This is a genomic window from Rhodococcus sp. NPDC080181, assembly GCF_040702225.1.
Lineage (GTDB): Bacteria > Actinomycetota > Actinomycetes > Mycobacteriales > Mycobacteriaceae > Rhodococcoides > Rhodococcoides fascians.
In genome coordinates, this window is record NZ_JBFBKN010000001.1 from 243,675 (window position 1) to 263,185 (window position 19,511).

Genomic DNA, 19,511 nt, shown 5'->3' on the forward strand with positions numbered 1-19,511 from the left:
GGCTGACGACCGGCAACGGTCGGTCACCACGGGGGTGCTCCTTCACGACAAGAGTGACCCCTGCGCCTTCCTTCGTCAAGAGGTCCGCGGGAATCCGCTGCCGCTATGGCAATCAGCCGCTGCTTCTGATTGTATTTCTTCTGTCGCAACCGGGGGCGGCGTCGTTCTGTCATCGGACGTGCTGTGTGACAGATCTTCCTCTGTGCCACAGACAGATTCACGGAGCACTCACATCACGTCTCGCGGGGGGACAACATGGTCACGGTGGTAAAAATCGGCGCTGCATGCAGGTGTCGAGCCCTCGGCAGCCCCGCGTGAGCAGGGGTTCGCCCGTCGTCGAGTTCGTCATCGCCCGTGCGCGCTGGGTCCTCGCTGCCGTGGTGGCAACCGTCCTGCTCGCCGGAACCTGGGGCCTGGGCGTCGTCGACGAACTCAGCATCGGTGGCTACAGCGATCCCGGGAGCGAGTCGGCGAAAATCGACGCACTCGTCGAATCCCGGTTCGGTCGCGACGTTCCGGACATCGCGGTGATCTACACCCAGACGGACGGGCGGACGGTCGACGGGATCAGGGACGCGGTGGCGGCAAGCCTGGCCGGAATCGACGCGGGTGTACTGGCCCGCGACCCCGTCACCTACTGGACGGTGCCCGACGCCTTTGCTCCCGGACTTCGATCGTCGGACGGCAACTCTGCCCTCGCGGTGCTGACTCTGACCGGCGACGAGGATCGGCGCGTCAAGTCCTACCAGGACCTGCGTGAGAAGTTGACGATCGATGGCGCGGACGTGCAGCTCGGTGGATTCTCGGCCGTCTTCGACGCGTACAACGAGCAAGCGCGGGCAGATCTGGTGCGAGCCGAGATCATCACCTTCCCGATTCTGCTGGTCCTGCTCCTGATCGTGTTCGGCGGACTCGTCGCCGCAGGAACTCCGCTGGTGATCGGCGGACTGAGCGTGCTGGCCTCCCTGGCCGTGCTGCGAGCGGTGAACAGCGTCTCCGAGGTGTCGGTGTTCGCGACCAACATTGCATCCCTCGTCGGACTCGGAATGGCCGTCGACTACAGCCTGTTCGTGATCACGCGGTTTCGCGAGGAGCTGCGCAACGGGCACGGAACGGTGGATGCGGTACGCTGCACGATGTCCACCGCCGGCCGAACCGTGGCGTTCTCGGCACTGCTGCTGATCTGTGCATTCATCGGCATGCTCATCTTCCCGCAGGCAATGATTCGCTCACTGGGCATCGGCGGCATGGCAGCGGTGGCCGTCGCCGCCGTGATCTCGCTGACCGCGTTGCCCGCCGCACTCGCCCTCCTCGGCCCCCGCATCGATTCGCTGAGCTGGCGCACTGGTGCGATCGACCGCGGCGAGGCACGGGCGCAGAGGTTCTGGGGCACAGTCGCAGACCGCGTGATGCGCAGGCCCGTCCTCGTGGCCGTTGCCATCATCGGCGTGCTGGCCGTCCTCTGCGCACCCATCTCCGGAGTAGCTCTGGGCGACCTCGACCACACGGGTCTGCCGGCGGACTCACCCGCCCGGATCGCCACGCAGAAGCTGATCACCGAATTCACCCTCGCCAACAGCAGCGTCACCGTCGTCGTCGAATCGGTCACCGACCAACCGCCGAGCCCTGCCGCGGTCTCCGAAGTCACCGCTGCAGTCGGCCGCGTGGACGGAGTCACGGCCGCGTTTCCCAGTGGCAGCACCGACAATCTGACCGTGGTCGATGCCATCATGAACTCGGCCGATCGCACCCCCGCTGCACTCGCGACACTGGATGCGATTCGATCGATCCCCGCTCCTGCCGGGACGACGCTCGGCGTAGGCGGCAGCACCGCGCAGAGCGAGGACGGCATCGACGCGATCTACTCCACCATTCCCTGGATGCTGGCCATCATGGTGCTGGCCACATTCACGATGACGACACTGGCCTTTCGTTCGATCGTGCTCAGCCTCAAGGCAATTGCCATGGCGATGGTCAGCCTGGCGGCCACTTTCGGTGTGCTCACCTGGATCTTTCACGACGGCTACGGTGCCGGGCCGATCGGCGTCACTGCCGGCCCTCTACAGTCCACGATGAGCATCCTCGTCATGGCGGTGGTGTTCGGCCTGTCCACCGACTACGAGATCTTTCTGCTTTCACGCATCGTGGAGGCCCACGACAACGGAGCCGGCACCAGAGAGGCAGTCCGCCTCGGGGCCGCTCACACCGGACGCATCGTGACGGCCGCAGCGCTGCTGCTCATCACCGTCACCGCGTTCTTCTCGTTGTCCGAACTGTCGATGATGCGACTGGTGGGTATCGGCATCATCGTCGGTCTCGTCATCGACGCCACCATCGTGCGGATGATGCTCGTGCCCGCCATCGTCGCGCTGATGGGAAACGCGAACTGGTGGCTGCATCCCACCCCGACACGACCGACTGGGACTGGGCGGGACGGGGCCGGGGTTCCCGAACTCCCGGGAACCCCGGCCCCCGCCGACTACTGACTACCTTCGCGCCACCGAGTGGCCTCGGCGAGCGCGAACCCATGGACGTCGGCCAGCTCACCCAATCGTTCGACGCTGTCACCGTCGAGAGTGGTGCCGATGCTGCGGAGGTCGAACTCACCCGACAGGGCGATCAACATCGTCTCCGCCATGCAGGCATACGTCAGACCCGGAGCCAACCCGTAGGTCAACCCGAAATCCGAACCCGACGGCACCCTGACGATGCCGCCGTCGAACACCGTCACGTCCGGCCGCTCACCGCGCACGTCTCGGCCGATGTTCGGCGGCTGCGCAACATCGCAGACGATGGCACCCTCCATCAGGTCCGTCGGATCGATCAACGCATGCGGCGCCGATGTGGCTGCGATAACGATCAACGAATCCTGCACCGCAGCAACGGGATCGGTGAAGAACTCGAGGTGCCGCGACTTGATCAGATCATCCATGTCGCCGTTCATCTCGTGTGCAGCAACGGCAAGATTCCCCGTGCCGGACCCGCCCGTCGCACTCGCCACCATCTCCTGCGCGGCCGCCCACAACTTCGGCGCGACGACCGTGCTCTCACCCCGCCGACCGACCAGGGCGATACTGCCGACCTCGCCGGCCAACTGCTTGCCGATGGTCCGACCGATGGCCCCGGCAGCACCGAGAATCGTCACTCGGGCCTGCGCTACGTCGATTCCGCGTTCCCGGCACACGCGTCGAACAGCCCGCAGACTCGCTGCGGCGGTGAACGTGTTGCCGGTGGTGATCGGACGCGACCTCGCGCCGAGGCCCAATCCATTACCGGTGATGACCGACGAATAGCCGCCCAACCCGACGACCGTCGCACCGCGCGAGATCGCGAGTTCGACGGCGCCGCCCACCACGCGCAGCGCCTGCTCGGTCGGCAAGTGCAGCAATTGTTCCGAGGTGTAGGGCAACCCGATCAGGTCGCCGTGTGCCGTGGCGTCCCCTCCCCCGACGACCCGGCCACTGCCGATGACGAACGACGCAGGGTCGAGCTCGGATGTCGACGCAGCGAACCTCTCGAGCAGATCCTGTCGCTCGCCATGATGGAAGACGTCGAGCGCCGGGTCGAAGGCGGCGAAGAACTCCAGATTCAAGGGGTGCGCGATGAACGCGAACCGCCGATCGGTGCGACGAACGGCGATATCGGGGATGCGGCCCGGGCGGAGCGCAGCGAGCGACGGTGGGGTACCGACGGTCGGACGGCCCAGAAGGTGCCCGAACAATCCGTCCATGTCCCCCATCGCCGCGTAACCCAGCGCACGGTCGAGTGCTGCAATCAGCCGCGAGCACTGCACCGCCGACACAGTCAACGGCGGTTCGATCCGAATCACCCTGTTACCGAACAGAGTCGGAGCCACCCGGATTCCCTCGACGTCGAGCAGGTACGAACAGATGACCGCCGTCAGGTTGTGTTGCTGCGCAATCGAACCCAGTAGCGACTGACGTCCCACGAAGTTCACGTCGGCGGTGAGCTCGATGCCGAGCAGGAGCCCGCGACCACGAACACCGGTGACCACGGACGGATACTTCTCGGCCAACGCATTCAGATCCTTCGACAATTGCCGGCCGAGCACGGCAGCGTTCGTCACCACTGCGCCGTCGTCCCGGGTCAACTCGTCGATCACCGCGATGCCCACCCGAGCCGCCAACGCGTTGCCCGCAAACGTCGACGTGTGGCGCAGCGCAAAGCTCTCGTCTACCAACTTCGGTGCACACAACACCGCACCCACCGGCACGATCCCGCCACCGAGCGCTTTCGCGACGGTCAGAATGTCGGGCACCACCCCCTCGTGTTCCGACGCGAACATCCGGCCGGTCCGGCCGAGTCCCGTCTGCACCTCGTCGAGCGCCATCAGCACTCCGTGCCGATCACAGATCTCCCGCACTCGCCGCAGATAACCGTCGGGCGGACACACCACTCCGCCTTCACCCTGAATCGGCTCCACCAGGAACACCGCGTAATGGCCCGGCGCTGCCGACAGGGCCGCGTCGAGCGCGCCCGAATCACCGAACTCGATGTGATCGAAACCCTCGACCGGTGCGCCGAACCCGGCCTGATACTTGACGCTTCCGGTCGCAGACAGTGCTCCGAGCGTCTTGCCATGGAAACTGTTCCCGGTGGTCAACACGCCCAACCGTCCGGTATGCGACCGCGCGATCTTGAGCGCCACCTCCGTAGCCTCGGTACCGCTGTTGACGAACGTCGTTCGCGTCAACCCGTGAGGTGCGATGCGCCCCAACCGATCCGCCAGTTCCCCTGCCGCCGTCAATACCGAGGGCTGCACGAAAATTGGCTCCCCACTGCACCGAACATCATTGATCGCCTGCCAGATCGGCGTAGGTCCGTGCCCGAACGGCAGTGCGCCGTACGCCCCCGCGAAGTCCAGATAGCGCCGGCCGGAGGCGTCGAACAGGACTGTTCCGTCGCCGCGCACGTACTCGCGATCCAAATTCAGGGCCGACAACAATCGGTACAGTTCGGGATTGACGTTCTCGGCGAAGCCCGACCGACCGGACCTCGATTCCAGCACGGACAATTCGATAGTTGTGTCAGTCATGACCAGCATGCTCCGTATTCATCGGATCCATCCCTGGCTGTCGAGCGTCGAAATGGTTGTCCCGAACAACCAGGGCTCGTCACAAGCCAGGACGCAATCGCGATATTAATCCCGTCGTGCACCGGCGACAGATGAGCGACGAACGCACGAAAAAGCCCCATCCGCGCAGCGTTACTGCGTCGAACGGGGCCGATCCGAAAAGCGGGGCCAGCGAATCCCGGTACTACTGGTCGTCGATTGCCGACAGCTTCCAGGTGCCGTCGACCTTTTCCATGTTGACCGTCAACGGGCCCTCGGCACTACCCGAAGCAACGCCGTTCTGTGTGGCGCTGATGTTCACATTGGCGATCAGCTCGGCACTGCCGTCCTCCAACCGCGAGGCGCCGATGTCGGTCACCATGGCCTCGGTTCCTGTCATCGTCTGCACCACAGCAGATTTGGTGGTGTCGGCGGTGGAGTTGAACTCGTCGAGCATCGACTGATTGAGGACCGCACGGGCGGCATCGAAATCGGCATCGATCGTCTCGGCCTTGTACGTGTAGAGAGTCTGAAGCGCATCGGTCGCGGCAGAGGTGACTTCCTGAGTGGCTGCAGAATCCACCCAGGCTGCATTGTCGATCGTTGCGAATGGCTTGAACGACGCCACAGCAGCGAAGGCACCGAGCACCACGGCAACGGCCGCGACGACAAACACGTGCTTGTAGCCGATTCCCGACATCGACCTGCTTTGCGTGGTATCCGCAGAATTCGCGTCGGACGCTCCGGACTCGATGAGAGCAGGCTCCGAGTCGGCCTTGCCGGTTGCGGTCTCGCCTGCGGCCGGCGTGTCGGTTGCGGTGTCGTCGACGGCGGGCTTGTCGGTTGCGGCCTCGTCGACAGCGGTCTTACCGCTGCCTGCCTTGCCGGTACCGGACTTCTCGAGCGAGGGTTTCGCAGCGGAGGACTCGTCGGCGACAGGCGTGCTCGATGCCGGTGTGGTGGGCGCGGGTGTGGTGGGCGCAGGAGTGGTGGGCGCAGCGCTGTCGGTTGCATCCGAACCCTTCACGGCGCTCGAATCCGCGTCGGGCGCTGCCGACTTCCCGGCTCCGGCGACCTTGCGACGGACTTTGCTGGTGGTCGTGGGTGGAACGATCTTGCGACGCTGGGGAGGCACTACAGAACTCCTTCGAAACTCACTGCACTACAGACGGAAACGACACTGCCGGGCAACGTCAGTTACCGCCGGAATCCGGCTGTGGAGCCGGCGTTGCTTCCGCGCTGGGGGTGCCCGCATTCGGGTCTGCCGCATTCGGATCTGCAGCATTGGGGTCTGCCGCATTCGGGTCGGTAGCACCAGGCTCCGTCGGGATGACGGGGTTGGTGTTCGGGTTGTCCAGCGAGATCCGTGAACCGATCGGGTCGACCTTGTTGGTCTTCCACACCCCGTCGATCTCTTCCATGGCCAATCGCATCGTCAGCTTGCTCCGCTCGACGCGATCGGGCCAGGTGGTCGTCGTCGCGATGACAACGAGCGCCTCGGCGGTGTTCTCGTCGGTACTGAGCTCGGTGATCGCTGCGTGCAGAACCTCTGCCTCACTCTTGGCACCGGACTGACGAACCTGGTCGGTAATGCCCGACCGCGTCTGCTCGAGGTCGTTGAGCATCAGGTCGCCGGTGATGGACGACTTCATGTTGTCGAACGACTGATCGATGGTGGCCGCGTCGACCGTGTTGAGGTTGACGGCCGCTTGCTGAGCGCCGGTGAGAGCCGCGTCGCGGGTGTCCGCCATGGGCTTCTGGCTGAACAACGCCTTGCCCCAGCCGTAACCGAAGAACACTGCCGCTGCGAGCGCAACCACGGCGATCACGGTCACGACCGCAAGCAGAATCTTCGCTGTCTTGTTCTGCCCCGGAGTCGCTGGGGACTCCGGGGCTTCGGTGCTCGAGTTCACACTTTCCACCCTACTACTCGGTAATATCTGGCCGAACCGCTCTCGGCCCGACGATAGTGCTGAGCAGCAGTTTCTCCGATTTCACTACTTCGGCGTGACGCCGATCAGCGGTGCCAACTGGGTGGCGATCGGGTTGAGGTTCAACTTCTCGGGATCGACCTTGGGCTTGAGGTCCCACGGCTGCGGCACATCCGGATCGGCGAACACGATGCGGTTCGCACTACGAACGCCCGTCACGCTGCCCTGAGGTGTGGCGCAGTTCGCGTCGAGGTTCAGCGGGTAATTCTCCCGAGTCGGATCGAAGTTCGGGTTCTTGCGCTTCTCCTCGTCGAGGATCGCCTGGCTGCCCTCGTAGCCCACCGTGCACGGGGGCGGGTTGTTGGTCTCGAGCAACAGGCCCTGATGGATCGTGCCGTCGTCCGGGACGATGGTGGAGATGCCGGCACCGAGGGCAGGCAGGAACGTCAGGAACGGACGAAGCGCGAAGTACCGGGGTTCGGCCTGCGCAGCAACAAGTGCCAGGTTGTTGATATCGGTCGTCAGAGCCGGACCGGCATCGGTGATGAGACCACCGAGCTGATCGCCCGCCGCTGTGCCGGTGTCGATCAGGCGATGGATGTCCGGATCGCTGGACTTCAACTGAGCCGTCACCTCATCCAAGCTGGTGCTGAACTGCCGAATCAGATCCGACTGCTCGGACTGCGTGTTCAGCACCGGCACCGCGTCGCGCACCAGCGCGAGCGTCTGCGGCAGCGCCTCGTTGCCTGCCTCCGAGATGTTCCCGAGCGAATCGACGAGAGACGCAAGATCCGTGCCCTTTCCGTCGAACGCCACACCGAGCTCGTTGACGACTCGCGTCAACGTATCCAGCGGTACCGACCGAACCAGCGTGTTCGTGTTGGCGAGAACCTGTTCCACCGGCACGGGTGTGGTGGTGTCGGCCTCCGCGATCTGCGAACCGTCGACCAGGAACGGGCCCTGGTCGGTCTCGGGTTGCAGGTCGACGTACTGCTCACCGATGGCCGACCTGTTGGCCACGACGGCCTTGGTGTCGGCAGGGATGTCCGGGCCGCCGTCGTCGAGCATGAGCGCGACTCGGATCCCGTCTTCCGTCAGTTCCAGATCTCCGACGGTTCCCACCGGGACACCTCGGTAGGTGACCTCGGCGTTGGAGAAGATGCCACCGGAATCGGCGAGGTTCAGATCGACCTGGTACTGCCCGAAGCCGAGCATGTTGTCAAGTCGCACGTACTTGGCACCGACATAGACCGACCCCAGTACGGCGACCACGACGAAGAGGACCAATTGAATGCGAACCAGTCTCGATCTCACTGTCCAACTCCGAATCGCTCGAGCAGATCGTTCAACGGTGCGAACGGATCGGCCGGTGCGGGCGCGGCGGCCGCCGCTGCCTGCTCGTTCGCAGGTGCACCCGGACCGGGAACCGGTGACGGGATGATCGGCGGCAACGGCAGCAGCGAGATCGTCGGCCAACCCGGGCGCGGTCCGTTGCCGTTGTAGTACGGATTCGACGGGTCGACGACGGGCAGCGTGTTGCCGTACTTGGGCTGGATGTAGACCGGATCGCCCTCCCCGACGCCGAAGTTGCGCAACGCAGTTCCGATCGACAGGTCGAGCGAAAGGAACAGGTTCGCCGAGTTGCCCTCGATGATTTTCTCGGTGCCGTCCGCGAACGGCAGGGTGGGGATCACCGCGAGCGAGCTCACCACGTCGTCCGCCGAATCGGCCAGGGCCTGGAGCGTGGGGCGTAGTGCCCGCAGGTCCGCGATGAGATCGTCCTTGGAACGGTCGATCACGTCGGTGCCGACGGCTCCGAGACGGTCGAGCGCTCCGAGCATCTCGGTCAGCTGCGGGCGCTGCTGCTCGAGAACCTCGGTGGCGATCGGCAAATCCTTCAGCACTGCGTCGATCTTGTCGGTCTGCGTGTTGACGCGGCCGCTGAGAGTGTCCAGCCCGTCGATGGCGCGGGTGATGTCGTCACGCTGCTGGTTGAGGCCGTCGATGAGGGTGTTCGCTTGCTGCAGAAGCTCTTTGGTTCTGCCTTCGCGACCGTCGAACGCCGTGCTCAGTTCCTTGACGATCGGCGAGAGCTGCCCGACACCGCCGCCGTTGAGCAGCAGCGAGAGCGCACCGAGTACCTGTTCGATATCGGTGGCATGGCGGGTGCGATCGAGCGGGATCGTGGCCCCGTCCTGCAGACGCGCTGCTTCCTCGTCGCCAGGAGGTGCCGAGAGCTGCACGAACTTCTCGCCCAACAGGTTGGTCTGTTGCACCGATGCGATCGCGTTGGCCGGAAGGTCGACGTCGGAATTCAAGATGACGTTGACGTCGGCGGTCCAGCCGTCGTTCGGGACCGTTATCGAGTCGACGCGGCCGACCGAGACGCCGTCGACCTTCACGGTCGACTGCGGGACGAGGTCCAGTACGTCGTCGAACTGCACCGTCAGGTTCAACGGGTTCTCACCGACGTCGGCACCGCCGGGCAGCGGTATCGCGTAGATGCCGGCCGACGAGCATGCTCCGGCCGACAGCGCCACCACGCACGCACCGGCTCCGACCACCAAAGAACGCTTCACTCGAGCTCGATTCCGATTCACAGAGGCTCTCACTGTCCCCCACCTCCGATGTACGACTGCTCCAGTCCGGGCATCGAGCTGTTTCCGAGCCTGGGCGAGACGACGCCAGGCACGGTGCCCGGCACGGACACGTTCTGCTCGATGTCGTTGGTGAGAACGCCGAACGGCAGCACGATCCGGTTCTGGTCTTTGATCGGGGCCTGGATCATCGTGGTGATGTTGGAGCACTGATCGATGATCGGCTGAATCTGCGCACCGAGTGCTTCGAAGCGCGGATCACCGGGAACCAGCTTTCCGAGATCGATGAGCTGACACAGGGTGCCGAGCGGATCCTGGGTCTCGTTCTGGAGATTGGCGCGCGTGGCGAGCGTTCCCGACTCGGCGTCGTAGGCGTTTACCAGGTTGCTGATGGCCAGCGGCAGCAACGTGAGCGTTTGCACCAGCTGCTCGCGGTTGTCGGCGAGTGTCTGCGTCGGAACCGTGAGACCGTTCGCGGCATCGGTCAGTTGGGTCCGGTTGTCCGCGACGAACGTCGCCACGTCGCCGAGCGAGACCGACAGCTGTTGGAGTGCAGCTCCGAGGTCCTCTCGCTGCCCCGACAGGAAACCGGTCAGGTCGGCCAACTGGGTGTTGAAGTTGCGTACCTGCTGATCGTTGACGGCCAAGGCGCTGACGAACGTCTGCAGGTTCTTGATCGTGTCGAACACGTCGGTGCGCGAGTCACTCAACGTTCGACCGGCGGCCGAGAGCTGGGTGATGCTGTTGCCCAACGCTTCACCGTTGCCGTCGAGGTTGGCTGCACCGGTGTTGACCAGATCTGTGAGAGCGCCGTCCTTGTTCGCGCCGTCCGGACCGAGGGCGGTGGACAGGTCGTCGATGGACTTGTACAGCTCGTCGACCTCGACGGGTGTTGCGGTGCGATCGCGACCGATCGTCGCGCCGTCGGCCATGGTGTCGCCGCCGGTGTAGGCGGGTGAAACCTGGACGTAGCGGTCGGCGACGAGCGACGGGGTGACCTGCACGGCCTTTGCGTCCACAGGAATGTCGACCCCACGGTCGACGCGGAGGACGACCTCCACGTCTTCGCCTTGCGGCGTCACGGAGTCGACCGTACCGACCTTGACGCCAAGCACGCGCACCTCCGAGCCGGAATAGATGCCGATCGACTTGTCGAAGTAGGCGGTGATCTTGGTCGTTCCGGCCCTGGTGAACAGCCACCAGCCGGCGACCGCGAGGACGAGCGCCACGGTCACGACGACGGCGATCAGCGCGAGCTTGTTCTTGCTTCTCGGTGCTGTCTGCGTGTCTGTCATCAGTTCCCCGCCAACGTATCGAGCGAGGGCTGGCGGTAACCAGGTATCAACGGAACTCCGGGCGGTGTGAGGTTTGCCAGCGTGATGTCTATCCACCGGCCGTTGCCGGTCAGATTCGTGTACAGCCGAATGAACGGTTCGTACAGCTTCAGCGCACGGTCGAGGTTGTCGTTGTTGCGCTGCAGGATCTCGATGGTGCCGTTGAGCTGCTGCAACATCGGGTTGATGGTGGCCTCGTTGTCGCGAACCAGGCCGGTCAGCTCTTGCGACACTCGCTGAGTGCCGGTGAGCAGCTGCGAGATGGCCTGCTGCCGATTGTTGAGCTCTTCGAGAAGCGGGCCCGCGTCGGTGATCAGTTGGTTGAACTGCTCGTTGCGGTCGGCCAGCACCTTCGAGGTCTCGCCGGTGGCCTCGAACAGCTTCTTCAGTTCCTCGTCACGGCTGGCCACGGTCTGCGATAACCGAGTCACACCGTCGAGCGAGGCACGGATGTTCGCAGGCGTCTCGGAGAACGCCTCGGACAGGGTCCGCATGCTCGTCGCCAGCTGATCGGTGTCGATGTCGCTGATGGTCGAGGCCGCAGCGGAGAACGCGTCGATCACGTCGTACGGGGACGTGGTGCGCTCGAGCGGAATCGGGTCCTTGGGGCTCAACGTCTCCGGACCGCTCGGGTCGAGCGCCAGATATTTCTGCCCCAGCACAGTCTTGATGGCGATGGCCGCTCGCGACTCGTTGCCGACCCAGGCGTCCTTGACCGTGAAGTCCACGAGCACCCGGTCGCCGTCGAGACGCACATCGGTGACCTTGCCGACCTTCACGCCCGCGATACGGACCTCGTTGGGCGGCTTGAGCCCTGCTGCCTCGCTGAACTCGGCGGTGTACACCGAACCCGCACCGATGATCGGGAGCCGGTCGAGAAAGAAGACCGACATCGTGGCGAGCAGGATGATTGCGATACCTAGCGCACCGATGGTGGCCGGACTACGACGAGATTTCATTGCTTGATCCCCCCAGCTTTGCAACGCGCTGCGGAGTTCGTGTACAGCGGCTGGTTGACGGTCGGCAGCCCGGTCGGCAGATTCAGATTCGGCGAACTACCCGGTCCGGCGACGATGTCGATACCGCACAGATAGAAGGTGAACCAGGATCCCTGCTGGGCCGTGCGAATGAGCTTCTCGAGTTTGACGGGCAGAATTCCGAGGACCGTGTCCACGTCGTCGCTTCGTCGGTTGACTGTCTCGGCCAACGTGTTCAACGCAGTCACCGAACCCTGGATCGACGGCCTGGTCGGCTCGAGCAGGTCGGCGGTCGCGTTGGTCAGGCCGGCGAGCGACGTCACGGCGGAGCCGACGACACCACGGTCGGCCGACAGGCCCGAGACGAGCTGCTGCGTGTTGACGATCAGGCTGTCGAGCTGCCCGTCGTTCTGGTTCACCGTCTCCAACACGTTGTTCAGATTGGTGATGACCTGCCCGATGACCTGATCCTTGTCGGCGACGGTGTTGGTCAGGGTCGCCGTATTGGTGACCAGTTCGTTGATGGTGCCCGACTCCCCCTGGAACACCTGAATGATCTGGTACGACAGCTTGTTGACGTCATCGGAGCTGAGCGTGGTGAACAGCGGGCGGAAGCCGTCGAAGAGCGTGGTCAGGTTCACCGCAGGCTTGGTCCGCTCCAACGGAATGGTGGCACCGTCGGTGATCTTCCGACCCTGATCTCCCGAACCCTGCTCGATGGCGATGTAGCGCTGGCCCACCAGGTTCCGGAATCGGATGGTCGCCGTCGAACTGGCCGGGAGCCAATCACGACTGCTCAGAGTGAAGTCCACCTTGGCTTCGCGCTCGTTGGCGATCTCGATCTTGTCGACCTGGCCGACACGAACGCCCGCGATACGAATCTCGTCGCCCTCGTTGAGAGACGTGACGTCCGTGAACACAGCCGAGAACTTGGTGCCGCCGCCGCCGCTGGAATTGGCGATGGTGAAGGCAAGGGTGGCCGTAGCAATGATCGTAATCACGGCGAACACGACCAACTTGATGATCGGCGCGAGAAGGCCTCTCATGGCACGGTCACCTCCACTCCTCTCAGTGCCGGTGCGCCGATAGCGGCCGCCCACGACGGAATACTGTCCGGTGCAACACCACTCGCCTGTCCGTAGATCACGGCCAGAGTGTCGCGCTCGAAGTCGGAGCCCTCGTAGCTCGCCGGCTGCGCGGATGCGGAGACGGCGGGAACGATGGAACTCTGGGCAGACTTCGGTGGTCCCTGTCCTTCGATCACCTGCGGGCCCGGGTTCCGGGTCGGCACCTGGTAGGAACCGTCGTTGATCGAGCCTCCCGGATACTGCGGGAAGAACTCCCCCGGCGCCGCGGGCTCGAAACAGGTGGCTCCGCGATCGTCGAACAAGCGCGGCTCGTCCTGGTTCGGCAAGTAACGACCCTTCGGGTTGACGAACGGTGCGGAGACGTTGATGCCGGGGTACTCGTCGCCCTCACCGAGTACGACTTTTCCGCGCCTGGCACCTTCGGCGAAATAAGTGAACGTGCAGCCGAACGTCGGGGAGAACTCGGCCAGCAGCTCGAGCGCTTCCCGAGAGTTCGCGGCCAATCCGATCAGGTTCTCGGAGTTGGTCTGTAGAAAGTCCGCAGTGGTGTACGACGCCGAGGTCAGGGAGCCGTACAGCGTGTCGAGGCTGGACTGCCGCTCGACCACGGTGTTGCCCGTCGTCCGCAAGTTGTCCAGCGCCGAGACCAAGTCCGGTGCCGCGTCTGCGTAGGTCTGCGAGAAGTCGGCCAGCCCGACCAACGTCTGCTGGATGTTCGGCAACTCCGTGTTCAGACCCGACACGATGTTCGTCAGGTTGTCGATGGTCTGGCCCAGTTGCTCACCGCGCCCGCTGAGGCCCTGCGCCAACGACCCGAGGGTGTTCGCCAGATCCTGTGGCGGAATCGCCTGCAGCAGTGGAAGCAAGCCGTCGAGCAACTGCCCGACCTCGATGGCGTTTCCGCTGGTGTCCTGTTTGAGGACCGTGCCCTCGGAGATCGGCGACGCCGCATCGTTCTCGGGCACGATCAACGAGACGTAGCGCTCACCGAACAGTGTCTTGGGAAGCAACCGTGCCGTCACGTTCGACGGAATCAGCGGTGCCTTGTCCGGATCGATGGCGAGCTGCGAGGTCACGACGCCGTCGACGGTGGACGCCGAGCGCACCTCGCCGACGATCATTCCGCGCACCTTGACATCCGCGTTCATCGGCAGCGCGTTGCCGACCGAGTCGGTTTCGAGGCTGACTTTCACCACATCTTTGAACGTCTTGTTGTAGGACGTGATGCTCCACCCCAGGAACAGGATGAGCACCAGGAAGAACGCCAAACCGAGGAGTACTCGCTTCAGTCGCGACGGCGAGTCGATCATCCCGCAACCCTCACTGTGGTGGTCGTGCCCCAGATGGCGAGGCTCAAGAAGAAGTCCAGTACGGCGATCGTGACGATCGCGGTACGAACGGCACGGCCCACTGCGACGCCGACACCGGCAGGTCCGCCAGAGGCGTGGTAGCCGTAATAGCAGTGGATCATGATCAGGACGAAGGCGAATATCAGCACCTTCAAGAACGAATACAACACGTCTTCCGGAGGTAGGAAGAGGTTGAAGTAGTGGTCGTAGGACCCCGTGGACTGCCCGTTGAAAATGGTGCTGATCCCTCGGGATGCGACGTACGACGCCAACAGCCCGACGATGTACAGCGGGATGACGGCCACGAAGCCTGCGATCATGCGGGTGGTCACGAGGAACGGCACGCTGGGTACGGCCATCACCTCGAGCGCGTCGATCTCCTCGGAGATTCGCATGGCACCGAGCTGGGCGGTGAAACCACAGCCGACGGTGGCCGAGAGTGCCAGTCCTGCGACAATCGGCGCGATCTCACGGGTGTTGACGTACGCGGACAGGAATCCGGTGAGCACGGAGCTACCGAGCTGTTCGAGGGCTGCATAGCCCTGTAGACCGACGACGATGCCGGTGAAGCCGGACATCATCACGATCACGCCGATGGTCCCACCGATGACGGCGAGCGCACCGCTGCCGAAGGTGACCTCCGCCAGCAGGCGGAGCACCTCCTTCTTGTAATGCACTGCGGTCTTGGGAATCCACCCGATGGCCCGCAGGTAGAACGACATTTGCTCGCCTGCGCGGTCGAGCACGTTGAGCGGGGCGTTGCCGACGCGCTTGACGCGCATCAGCGTGCGGTCACCGCGACCTCTTGCGATCGTCATCGCGGTTACGCTCCCTTCGCTGGGACGACCTGGAGATAGACCAGGGTCAGGATGAGGTTGGCGAAGAAGAGCAGCAGGAACGTGATGACAACCGTCTGGTTCACTGCCTCGCCGACGCCCTTGGGTCCGGGGTTGGGATTGAGGCCCTTGTAGGAGGCGATGATGCCCGCGATGAGTCCGAAGATTGCTGCTTTCGCCTCGGCGACATACAGATCCGGCAGCTGGGCCAAAAACGAGAACGACGCCAGATATGCACCGGGGGTGCCGCCCTGAAGGATCACGTTGAAGAAGTAACCGCCGGCGATGCCGACGACCGAGACCAGGCCGTTGAGCAAAAGTGCGACGAGGATCATCGCGAGCACTCGGGGAACGACGAGACGATGTACCGGGTCGATACCCAGCACTCGCATGGCGTCGATCTCCTCGCGGATGGTGCGCGAGCCGAGGTCTGCAGTCACAGCAGAACCGGCAGCGCCGGCCACCAGCAGTGCGGTCACGATCGGACTGCCCTGCTGGATGACCGCGAGCACGCTGGCCGCACCCGTGAACGACTCGGCACCGAGCTGCTTGATGAGCGATCCGGTCTGCAGCGCCACGACCGCGCCGAACGGAATGGCGACGAGCGCCGTCGGCAGAATCGTGACGCTGGCGATGAACCAGGCCTGCTCGATGAACTCGCGGAACTGGAACGGCCTACGGAAGGTGTTGCGAACCACCTCGACGAACAGTTCGACGATATTGCCGGCTTGTGTCAGAGCGGCGCTCGCCGGAGCGAACGTGGACTTCTTCGATCCCCCCATGTCTGCTATTGACCCCGACCTTGTGTTGGAGCTTGGTAGCCCTGCTGATCATGACCTTGCCCGCTGTAACTCTGCTGGTCGTAACCCTGCTGGTCGTAACCCTGGTGGTCGTAACCCTGGTGTTCGTAACCCTGGTGGTCGTATCCCTGCTGGTCGTAACCCTGCTGCTGGTCTGCATACGCGGGGTAACGCTGACCCGGGTCGGTGGTGTCGAGGCTTTCCTGGATCGCAACCTGGGCATTGTGCGGCAGGGTGTGCATGATCTGGCGGACGCGCTCCTGCCTACGCCCGACGGCTTCGCGCACCGGAGTTCCGGGAGTGGCCTTCATCTGCGGCACGATGCCTTCGACGTCGTCGACGCCGCCGGCGTGGTGGCCGGCGTCGACCATGGCCTGCTCCTGCGCCATCTGCGCCTCGTCCTTCTCCTCCGACATGCCGATCGGACCGATCATCGTTCCGTTGAGGAACTGCTTGACTACCGGCTCGTCGCTCGTCAGGAGCACCTCGCGGGGGCCGAACATGACCAGCTGGCGACGGAAGAGCATGCCGATGTTGTCGGGCACCGTCCGAGCGAGGTTGATGTTGTGCGACACGATCAGGATCGTGGCGTCGATCTCGGCGTTGATGTCGATCAGGGTCTGCGAGATGTACGTAGTGCGAACGGGATCGAGGCCGGAGTCCGGCTCGTCGACCAGGATGATCTCGGGATCGAGAACCAGAGCGCGGGCGAGACCGGCGCGCTTACGCATACCGCCGGAGATCTCGCCGGGCAGCTTGTCCTCGGCACCGAGCAGACCCGTCAGTTCCAACTTCTCCATGACGATCTTGCGGATGTCGGACTCGGACTTCTTCGTGTGCTCGCGGAGCGGGAACGCGACATTGTCGTAGAGGTTCATCGAGCCGAACAGTGCGCCGTCCTGGAACAGCACCCCGAAGAGCTTCCTGATCTCGTAGAGCTCACGGGAGGAGCACTGCAGGATGTCGGTTCCGTCGATGAATATCTTGCCCTGTTCGGGACGCAGGAGGCCGATCAAGGACTTCAGGAAGACCGACTTGCCGGTACCGGAAGGACCGAGGAGCGCACTGACCTCACCCTTCGGCAGGGTCAACGTCACGTCCTGCCAGATCTTCTGTACCCCGAAAGACTTGGTCAATCCCTCGACCGAAACCTCGACTCCCACGCTGACCTCCACAATTCGTACACATCGACCCGGATGTGGGTTGTGTCACTGTATCCCATGCACGTGTCCGCACCGACACGGGAGCTTACCGCCCAGTAAGAACTTCCCCGAGTCAGGCTGTAGAGCTTGCATCAGTGTGGCTCATCTCACGCGACACGGTCGGCGACTCGCCAGAACTGTGACAAGTCCCTGCGTCACAAAGCTGTGACACGCCACAAACAATGACCGCCGAAACCCTTCGGAATGCTTTGGACTTCGGCGAAACCGAGTAAACAGGGGCACAAGGCCGGTGTCACGCGATTTGCAGGAGTCCGTGATCGATCACAACGGTGCACCCCGTGCGGTGTCCGAGAACAGAAGAAGGGCCGTCCCCACCGAGGTGGGAACGGCCCTTCTTGCGCTCGTGCGTTCAGAGCACGAAGCACGACTGCAACGAAGCGGTCCTACTTGACGGAGATCTTCGCGCCGGCAGCTTCCAGCTTCTCCTTGGCGGCGTCGGCTGCGTCCTTGGCAACCTTCTCCAGAATTGCCTTCGGAGCGCTCTCGACGAGATCCTTGGCTTCCTTCAGGCCCAGGCCGGAAACGACCTCACGGACGACCTTGATGACCTGGATCTTCTTGTCGCCGGCCGACTCGAGGACGACGTCGAACTCGTCCTGCTCTTCAGCAGCCTCGGCGGGGGCTGCGCCGCCGCCTGCAGCAGCAACGGCGACGGGGGCAGCTGCGGTGACCTCGAAGGTCTCCTCGAATGCCTTCACGAACTCGCTGAGCTCGAGGAGAGTGAGCTCCTTGAACTGGTCGAGCAATTCTTCGGTGCTGAGCTTCGCCATGGTGGCGGGTCCTTCCTGTAAGTACCTAACCGCTGATCCGCGGCATGGTGTTGATGGTGTGGAGCTGAGCTGTACGCCAATACCAGCGGATCAGCTTTCGGCGGGAGCTTCCGCCGGTGCTTCTGTTTCTGCAGGTGCCTCGGCTGCGGCGGGTGCGCCGGCAGCCTTCTTCTCCTGCAACGCGAACGCCAGACGCGCGAACTGCGATGCGGGAGCGTTGAACAGGCCTGCAGCCTTCGACAAGTTGCCCTTCATGGCGCCGGCGAGCTTGGCCAACAGGATTTCGCGCGACTCGAGGTCTGCGATCTTGTTGATCTCTTCCACGGACAGCGTTGCGCCGTCCATGTAGCCGCCCTTGACGATCAAGGCCTTGTTGTCCTTCGCGAAGGCCTTGATGGCCTTCGCTGCGTCGACCGGCTCGCCCTTGATGAATGCAATGGCGGTCGGTCCGACGAACAACTCGTCGAGGCCGGTAATACCTGCCTCGGCCGCTGCGCGCTTGACCAGGGTGTTCTTGGCGACGGAGTACGTGGCACCTTCGCCGAGCGCACGCCGGAGCTGAGTCAGACCGGACACCGACAGGCCACGGTATTCCGTGACGACGGCAGCCGTCGAACCCTTGAACTGTTCGGTGATCTCCGATACTGCTGAGACCTTTTCGGGCTTTGCCATACTTCGCCTCCTCTCGTGGGAAGTTGTGTCGATCGCGAGAGGGCCGGAAAACGACGAACGCCCCGGCGCAAGAAGCACACGGGGCGTGAACGAGCAGGCAGTCGCGAGGACTGCAGACAGGTTCCCTACCTCGTTCTCCTGCGTGGGCCGTCCGACACGATCTCGGACCTTCAACCGCGCAACTCCCGGAAGTGAATCCTTCGAGAAGGCGGTGACCAACGGTCTTGGGTAGAACTTGATTGGGCGGTCTGGACCGGAGTGCGAGCACTCGTGATCCGAACCGTTGTTCAGGTTACAACATACTCCGCGTCAACTCCAAAACGCTGGGCTATTGCCGCACTCCGTAGACGACGAGGTTGCGCTCGTAACTGCCCACCGAGGCGTCGAAGTCGCCCGAGCACGTGATCAGCCTGATCTCGTCGGTGGGCACCGCCCCGAAGACCTGCACCGTCGGGAACTCCACTTTGCCGTAGTCGCCGACCCGATCGATGCGGTAGTCGACTCGACCACCCGTCCCGTCCCCCACCGTCACGACATCTCCCGGTCGAAGCTCCGACAACCGATCGAACACTGCGGGACCGGTCGTGGAATCCACGTGCCCGGCCAGCACGGTAGGACTACCGATCACGCCCGGTCTGCCGCCGCCGGTGAACCACCCGACGTCGTCGTAGTCGCTCGGCACCTCCATCTCGCCGTTCTCGGTGAGACCCAGGCCGATCAACGGCTCGTCGAGGTCGATGGCCTCGACGCTGAGCCGGGTCGGTGCCTGCGCCGCGAAATCCGCCGTCGGGCCCGGTCCCGGCAAATCTCCAGCGGTCGAGGACTCGGTCGCTGGTGCGGCAGGTGGTACCGAGGTAGGT

General features: G+C 63.8%; 16 protein-coding genes. 1 reads left to right on the forward strand and 15 read right to left on the reverse strand.

The window, feature by feature from the left end; all coding sequences use genetic code 11:
* The first annotated feature begins 314 nt into the window (after positions 1–314).
* Complete coding sequence (locus tag AB0O58_RS01145) at positions 315–2,486, forward strand: MMPL family transporter (RefSeq protein ID WP_366237752.1); 2,172 nt, start codon at positions 315–317, stop codon at positions 2,484–2,486.
* On the opposite strand, the gene AB0O58_RS01150 is transcribed toward AB0O58_RS01145, so the two are convergent.
* From AB0O58_RS01150 to AB0O58_RS01220, 15 genes are all read right to left on the reverse strand, one after another.
* Positions 2,480–5,056, reverse strand: coding sequence for an aminotransferase class III-fold pyridoxal phosphate-dependent enzyme (locus tag AB0O58_RS01150; RefSeq protein ID WP_366237753.1), 2,577 nt, complete (start codon positions 5,054–5,056; stop codon positions 2,480–2,482). The two genes, AB0O58_RS01145 and AB0O58_RS01150, sit on opposite strands and share 7 nt — an antisense overlap.
* A 223-nt stretch (positions 5,057–5,279) precedes the next feature.
* Positions 5,280–6,209, reverse strand: coding sequence for a hypothetical protein (locus tag AB0O58_RS01155; protein ID WP_366237754.1), 930 nt, complete (start codon positions 6,207–6,209; stop codon positions 5,280–5,282).
* A 58-nt stretch (positions 6,210–6,267) separates the two neighbouring features.
* A complete protein-coding gene (locus AB0O58_RS01160) occupies positions 6,268–6,987 on the reverse strand; it encodes a hypothetical protein (RefSeq protein WP_366237755.1) in 720 nt (239 codons plus the stop codon).
* A gap of 84 nt (positions 6,988–7,071) precedes the next feature.
* Positions 7,072–8,319 carry an MCE family protein gene (locus tag AB0O58_RS01165; protein ID WP_366237756.1) on the reverse strand — a complete coding sequence of 416 codons (1,248 nt, stop codon included), beginning with the start codon at positions 8,317–8,319 and terminating at the stop codon, positions 7,072–7,074.
* Entirely contained in the window at positions 8,316–9,584 is a 1,269-nt protein-coding gene (locus AB0O58_RS01170) for an MCE family protein (RefSeq protein WP_027498220.1), read from the reverse strand. The genes AB0O58_RS01165 and AB0O58_RS01170 overlap by 4 nt, the downstream gene beginning before the upstream one ends.
* A 29-nt stretch (positions 9,585–9,613) precedes the next feature.
* Complete coding sequence (locus AB0O58_RS01175) at positions 9,614–10,897, reverse strand: MCE family protein (protein WP_027498221.1); 1,284 nt, start codon at positions 10,895–10,897, stop codon at positions 9,614–9,616.
* Complete coding sequence (locus AB0O58_RS01180; RefSeq protein WP_008713869.1) at positions 10,897–11,895, reverse strand: MCE family protein; 999 nt, start codon at positions 11,893–11,895, stop codon at positions 10,897–10,899. The genes AB0O58_RS01175 and AB0O58_RS01180 overlap by 1 nt, the downstream gene beginning before the upstream one ends.
* Positions 11,892–12,959, reverse strand: coding sequence for an MlaD family protein (locus tag AB0O58_RS01185; RefSeq protein ID WP_027498222.1), 1,068 nt, complete (start codon positions 12,957–12,959; stop codon positions 11,892–11,894). The genes AB0O58_RS01180 and AB0O58_RS01185 overlap by 4 nt, the downstream gene beginning before the upstream one ends.
* A complete protein-coding gene (locus tag AB0O58_RS01190) occupies positions 12,956–14,311 on the reverse strand; it encodes an MCE family protein (RefSeq protein ID WP_008713865.1) in 1,356 nt (451 codons plus the stop codon). Before AB0O58_RS01190 ends, AB0O58_RS01185 begins: the two co-directional genes overlap by 4 nt.
* A complete protein-coding gene (locus AB0O58_RS01195; RefSeq protein WP_027498223.1) occupies positions 14,308–15,168 on the reverse strand; it encodes an ABC transporter permease in 861 nt (286 codons plus the stop codon). Before AB0O58_RS01195 ends, AB0O58_RS01190 begins: the two co-directional genes overlap by 4 nt.
* Positions 15,169–15,173: 5 nt before the next feature.
* On the reverse strand, positions 15,174–15,968 hold the full coding sequence (locus AB0O58_RS01200) for an ABC transporter permease (RefSeq protein ID WP_027498224.1): 795 nt from the start codon (positions 15,966–15,968) through the stop codon (positions 15,174–15,176).
* Between the two features lie 5 nt (positions 15,969–15,973).
* Positions 15,974–17,149: an ABC transporter ATP-binding protein gene (locus AB0O58_RS01205; RefSeq protein WP_366237757.1), complete on the reverse strand. Its 1,176-nt coding sequence runs from the start codon at positions 17,147–17,149 to the stop codon at positions 15,974–15,976.
* 443 nt (positions 17,150–17,592) lie between these two features.
* On the reverse strand, positions 17,593–17,979 hold the full coding sequence (rplL, locus tag AB0O58_RS01210; protein WP_008713856.1) for a 50S ribosomal protein L7/L12: 387 nt from the start codon (positions 17,977–17,979) through the stop codon (positions 17,593–17,595).
* A 90-nt stretch (positions 17,980–18,069) separates the two neighbouring features.
* A complete protein-coding gene (gene rplJ / locus AB0O58_RS01215) occupies positions 18,070–18,651 on the reverse strand; it encodes a 50S ribosomal protein L10 (RefSeq protein ID WP_008713855.1) in 582 nt (193 codons plus the stop codon).
* Between the two features lie 328 nt (positions 18,652–18,979).
* Positions 18,980–19,456: a class F sortase gene (locus AB0O58_RS01220; protein WP_228139272.1), complete on the reverse strand. Its 477-nt coding sequence runs from the start codon at positions 19,454–19,456 to the stop codon at positions 18,980–18,982.
* Positions 19,457–19,511: the final 55 nt, after the last annotated feature.

Excerpts from the sequence above, each read along its gene's own strand:
- AB0O58_RS01185 (WP_027498222.1), bottom strand. The coding sequence starts at position 12,959 with ATGAGAGGCCTTCTCGCGCCGATCATCAAGTTGGTCGTGTTCGCCGTG.
- AB0O58_RS01180 (WP_008713869.1), bottom strand. The coding sequence starts at position 11,895 with ATGAAATCTCGTCGTAGTCCGGCCACCATCGGTGCGCTAGGTATCGCA.
- rplL (WP_008713856.1), bottom strand. The coding sequence starts at position 17,979 with ATGGCGAAGCTCAGCACCGAAGAATTGCTCGACCAGTTCAAGGAGCTC.
- AB0O58_RS01190 (WP_008713865.1), bottom strand. The coding sequence starts at position 14,311 with ATGATCGACTCGCCGTCGCGACTGAAGCGAGTACTCCTCGGTTTGGCG.
- AB0O58_RS01195 (WP_027498223.1), bottom strand. The coding sequence starts at position 15,168 with ATGACGATCGCAAGAGGTCGCGGTGACCGCACGCTGATGCGCGTCAAG.
- AB0O58_RS01200 (WP_027498224.1), bottom strand. The coding sequence starts at position 15,968 with ATGGGGGGATCGAAGAAGTCCACGTTCGCTCCGGCGAGCGCCGCTCTG.
- rplJ (WP_008713855.1), bottom strand. The coding sequence starts at position 18,651 with ATGGCAAAGCCCGAAAAGGTCTCAGCAGTATCGGAGATCACCGAACAG.
- AB0O58_RS01150 (WP_366237753.1), bottom strand. The coding sequence starts at position 5,056 with ATGACTGACACAACTATCGAATTGTCCGTGCTGGAATCGAGGTCCGGT.
- AB0O58_RS01175 (WP_027498221.1), bottom strand. The coding sequence starts at position 10,897 with ATGACAGACACGCAGACAGCACCGAGAAGCAAGAACAAGCTCGCGCTG.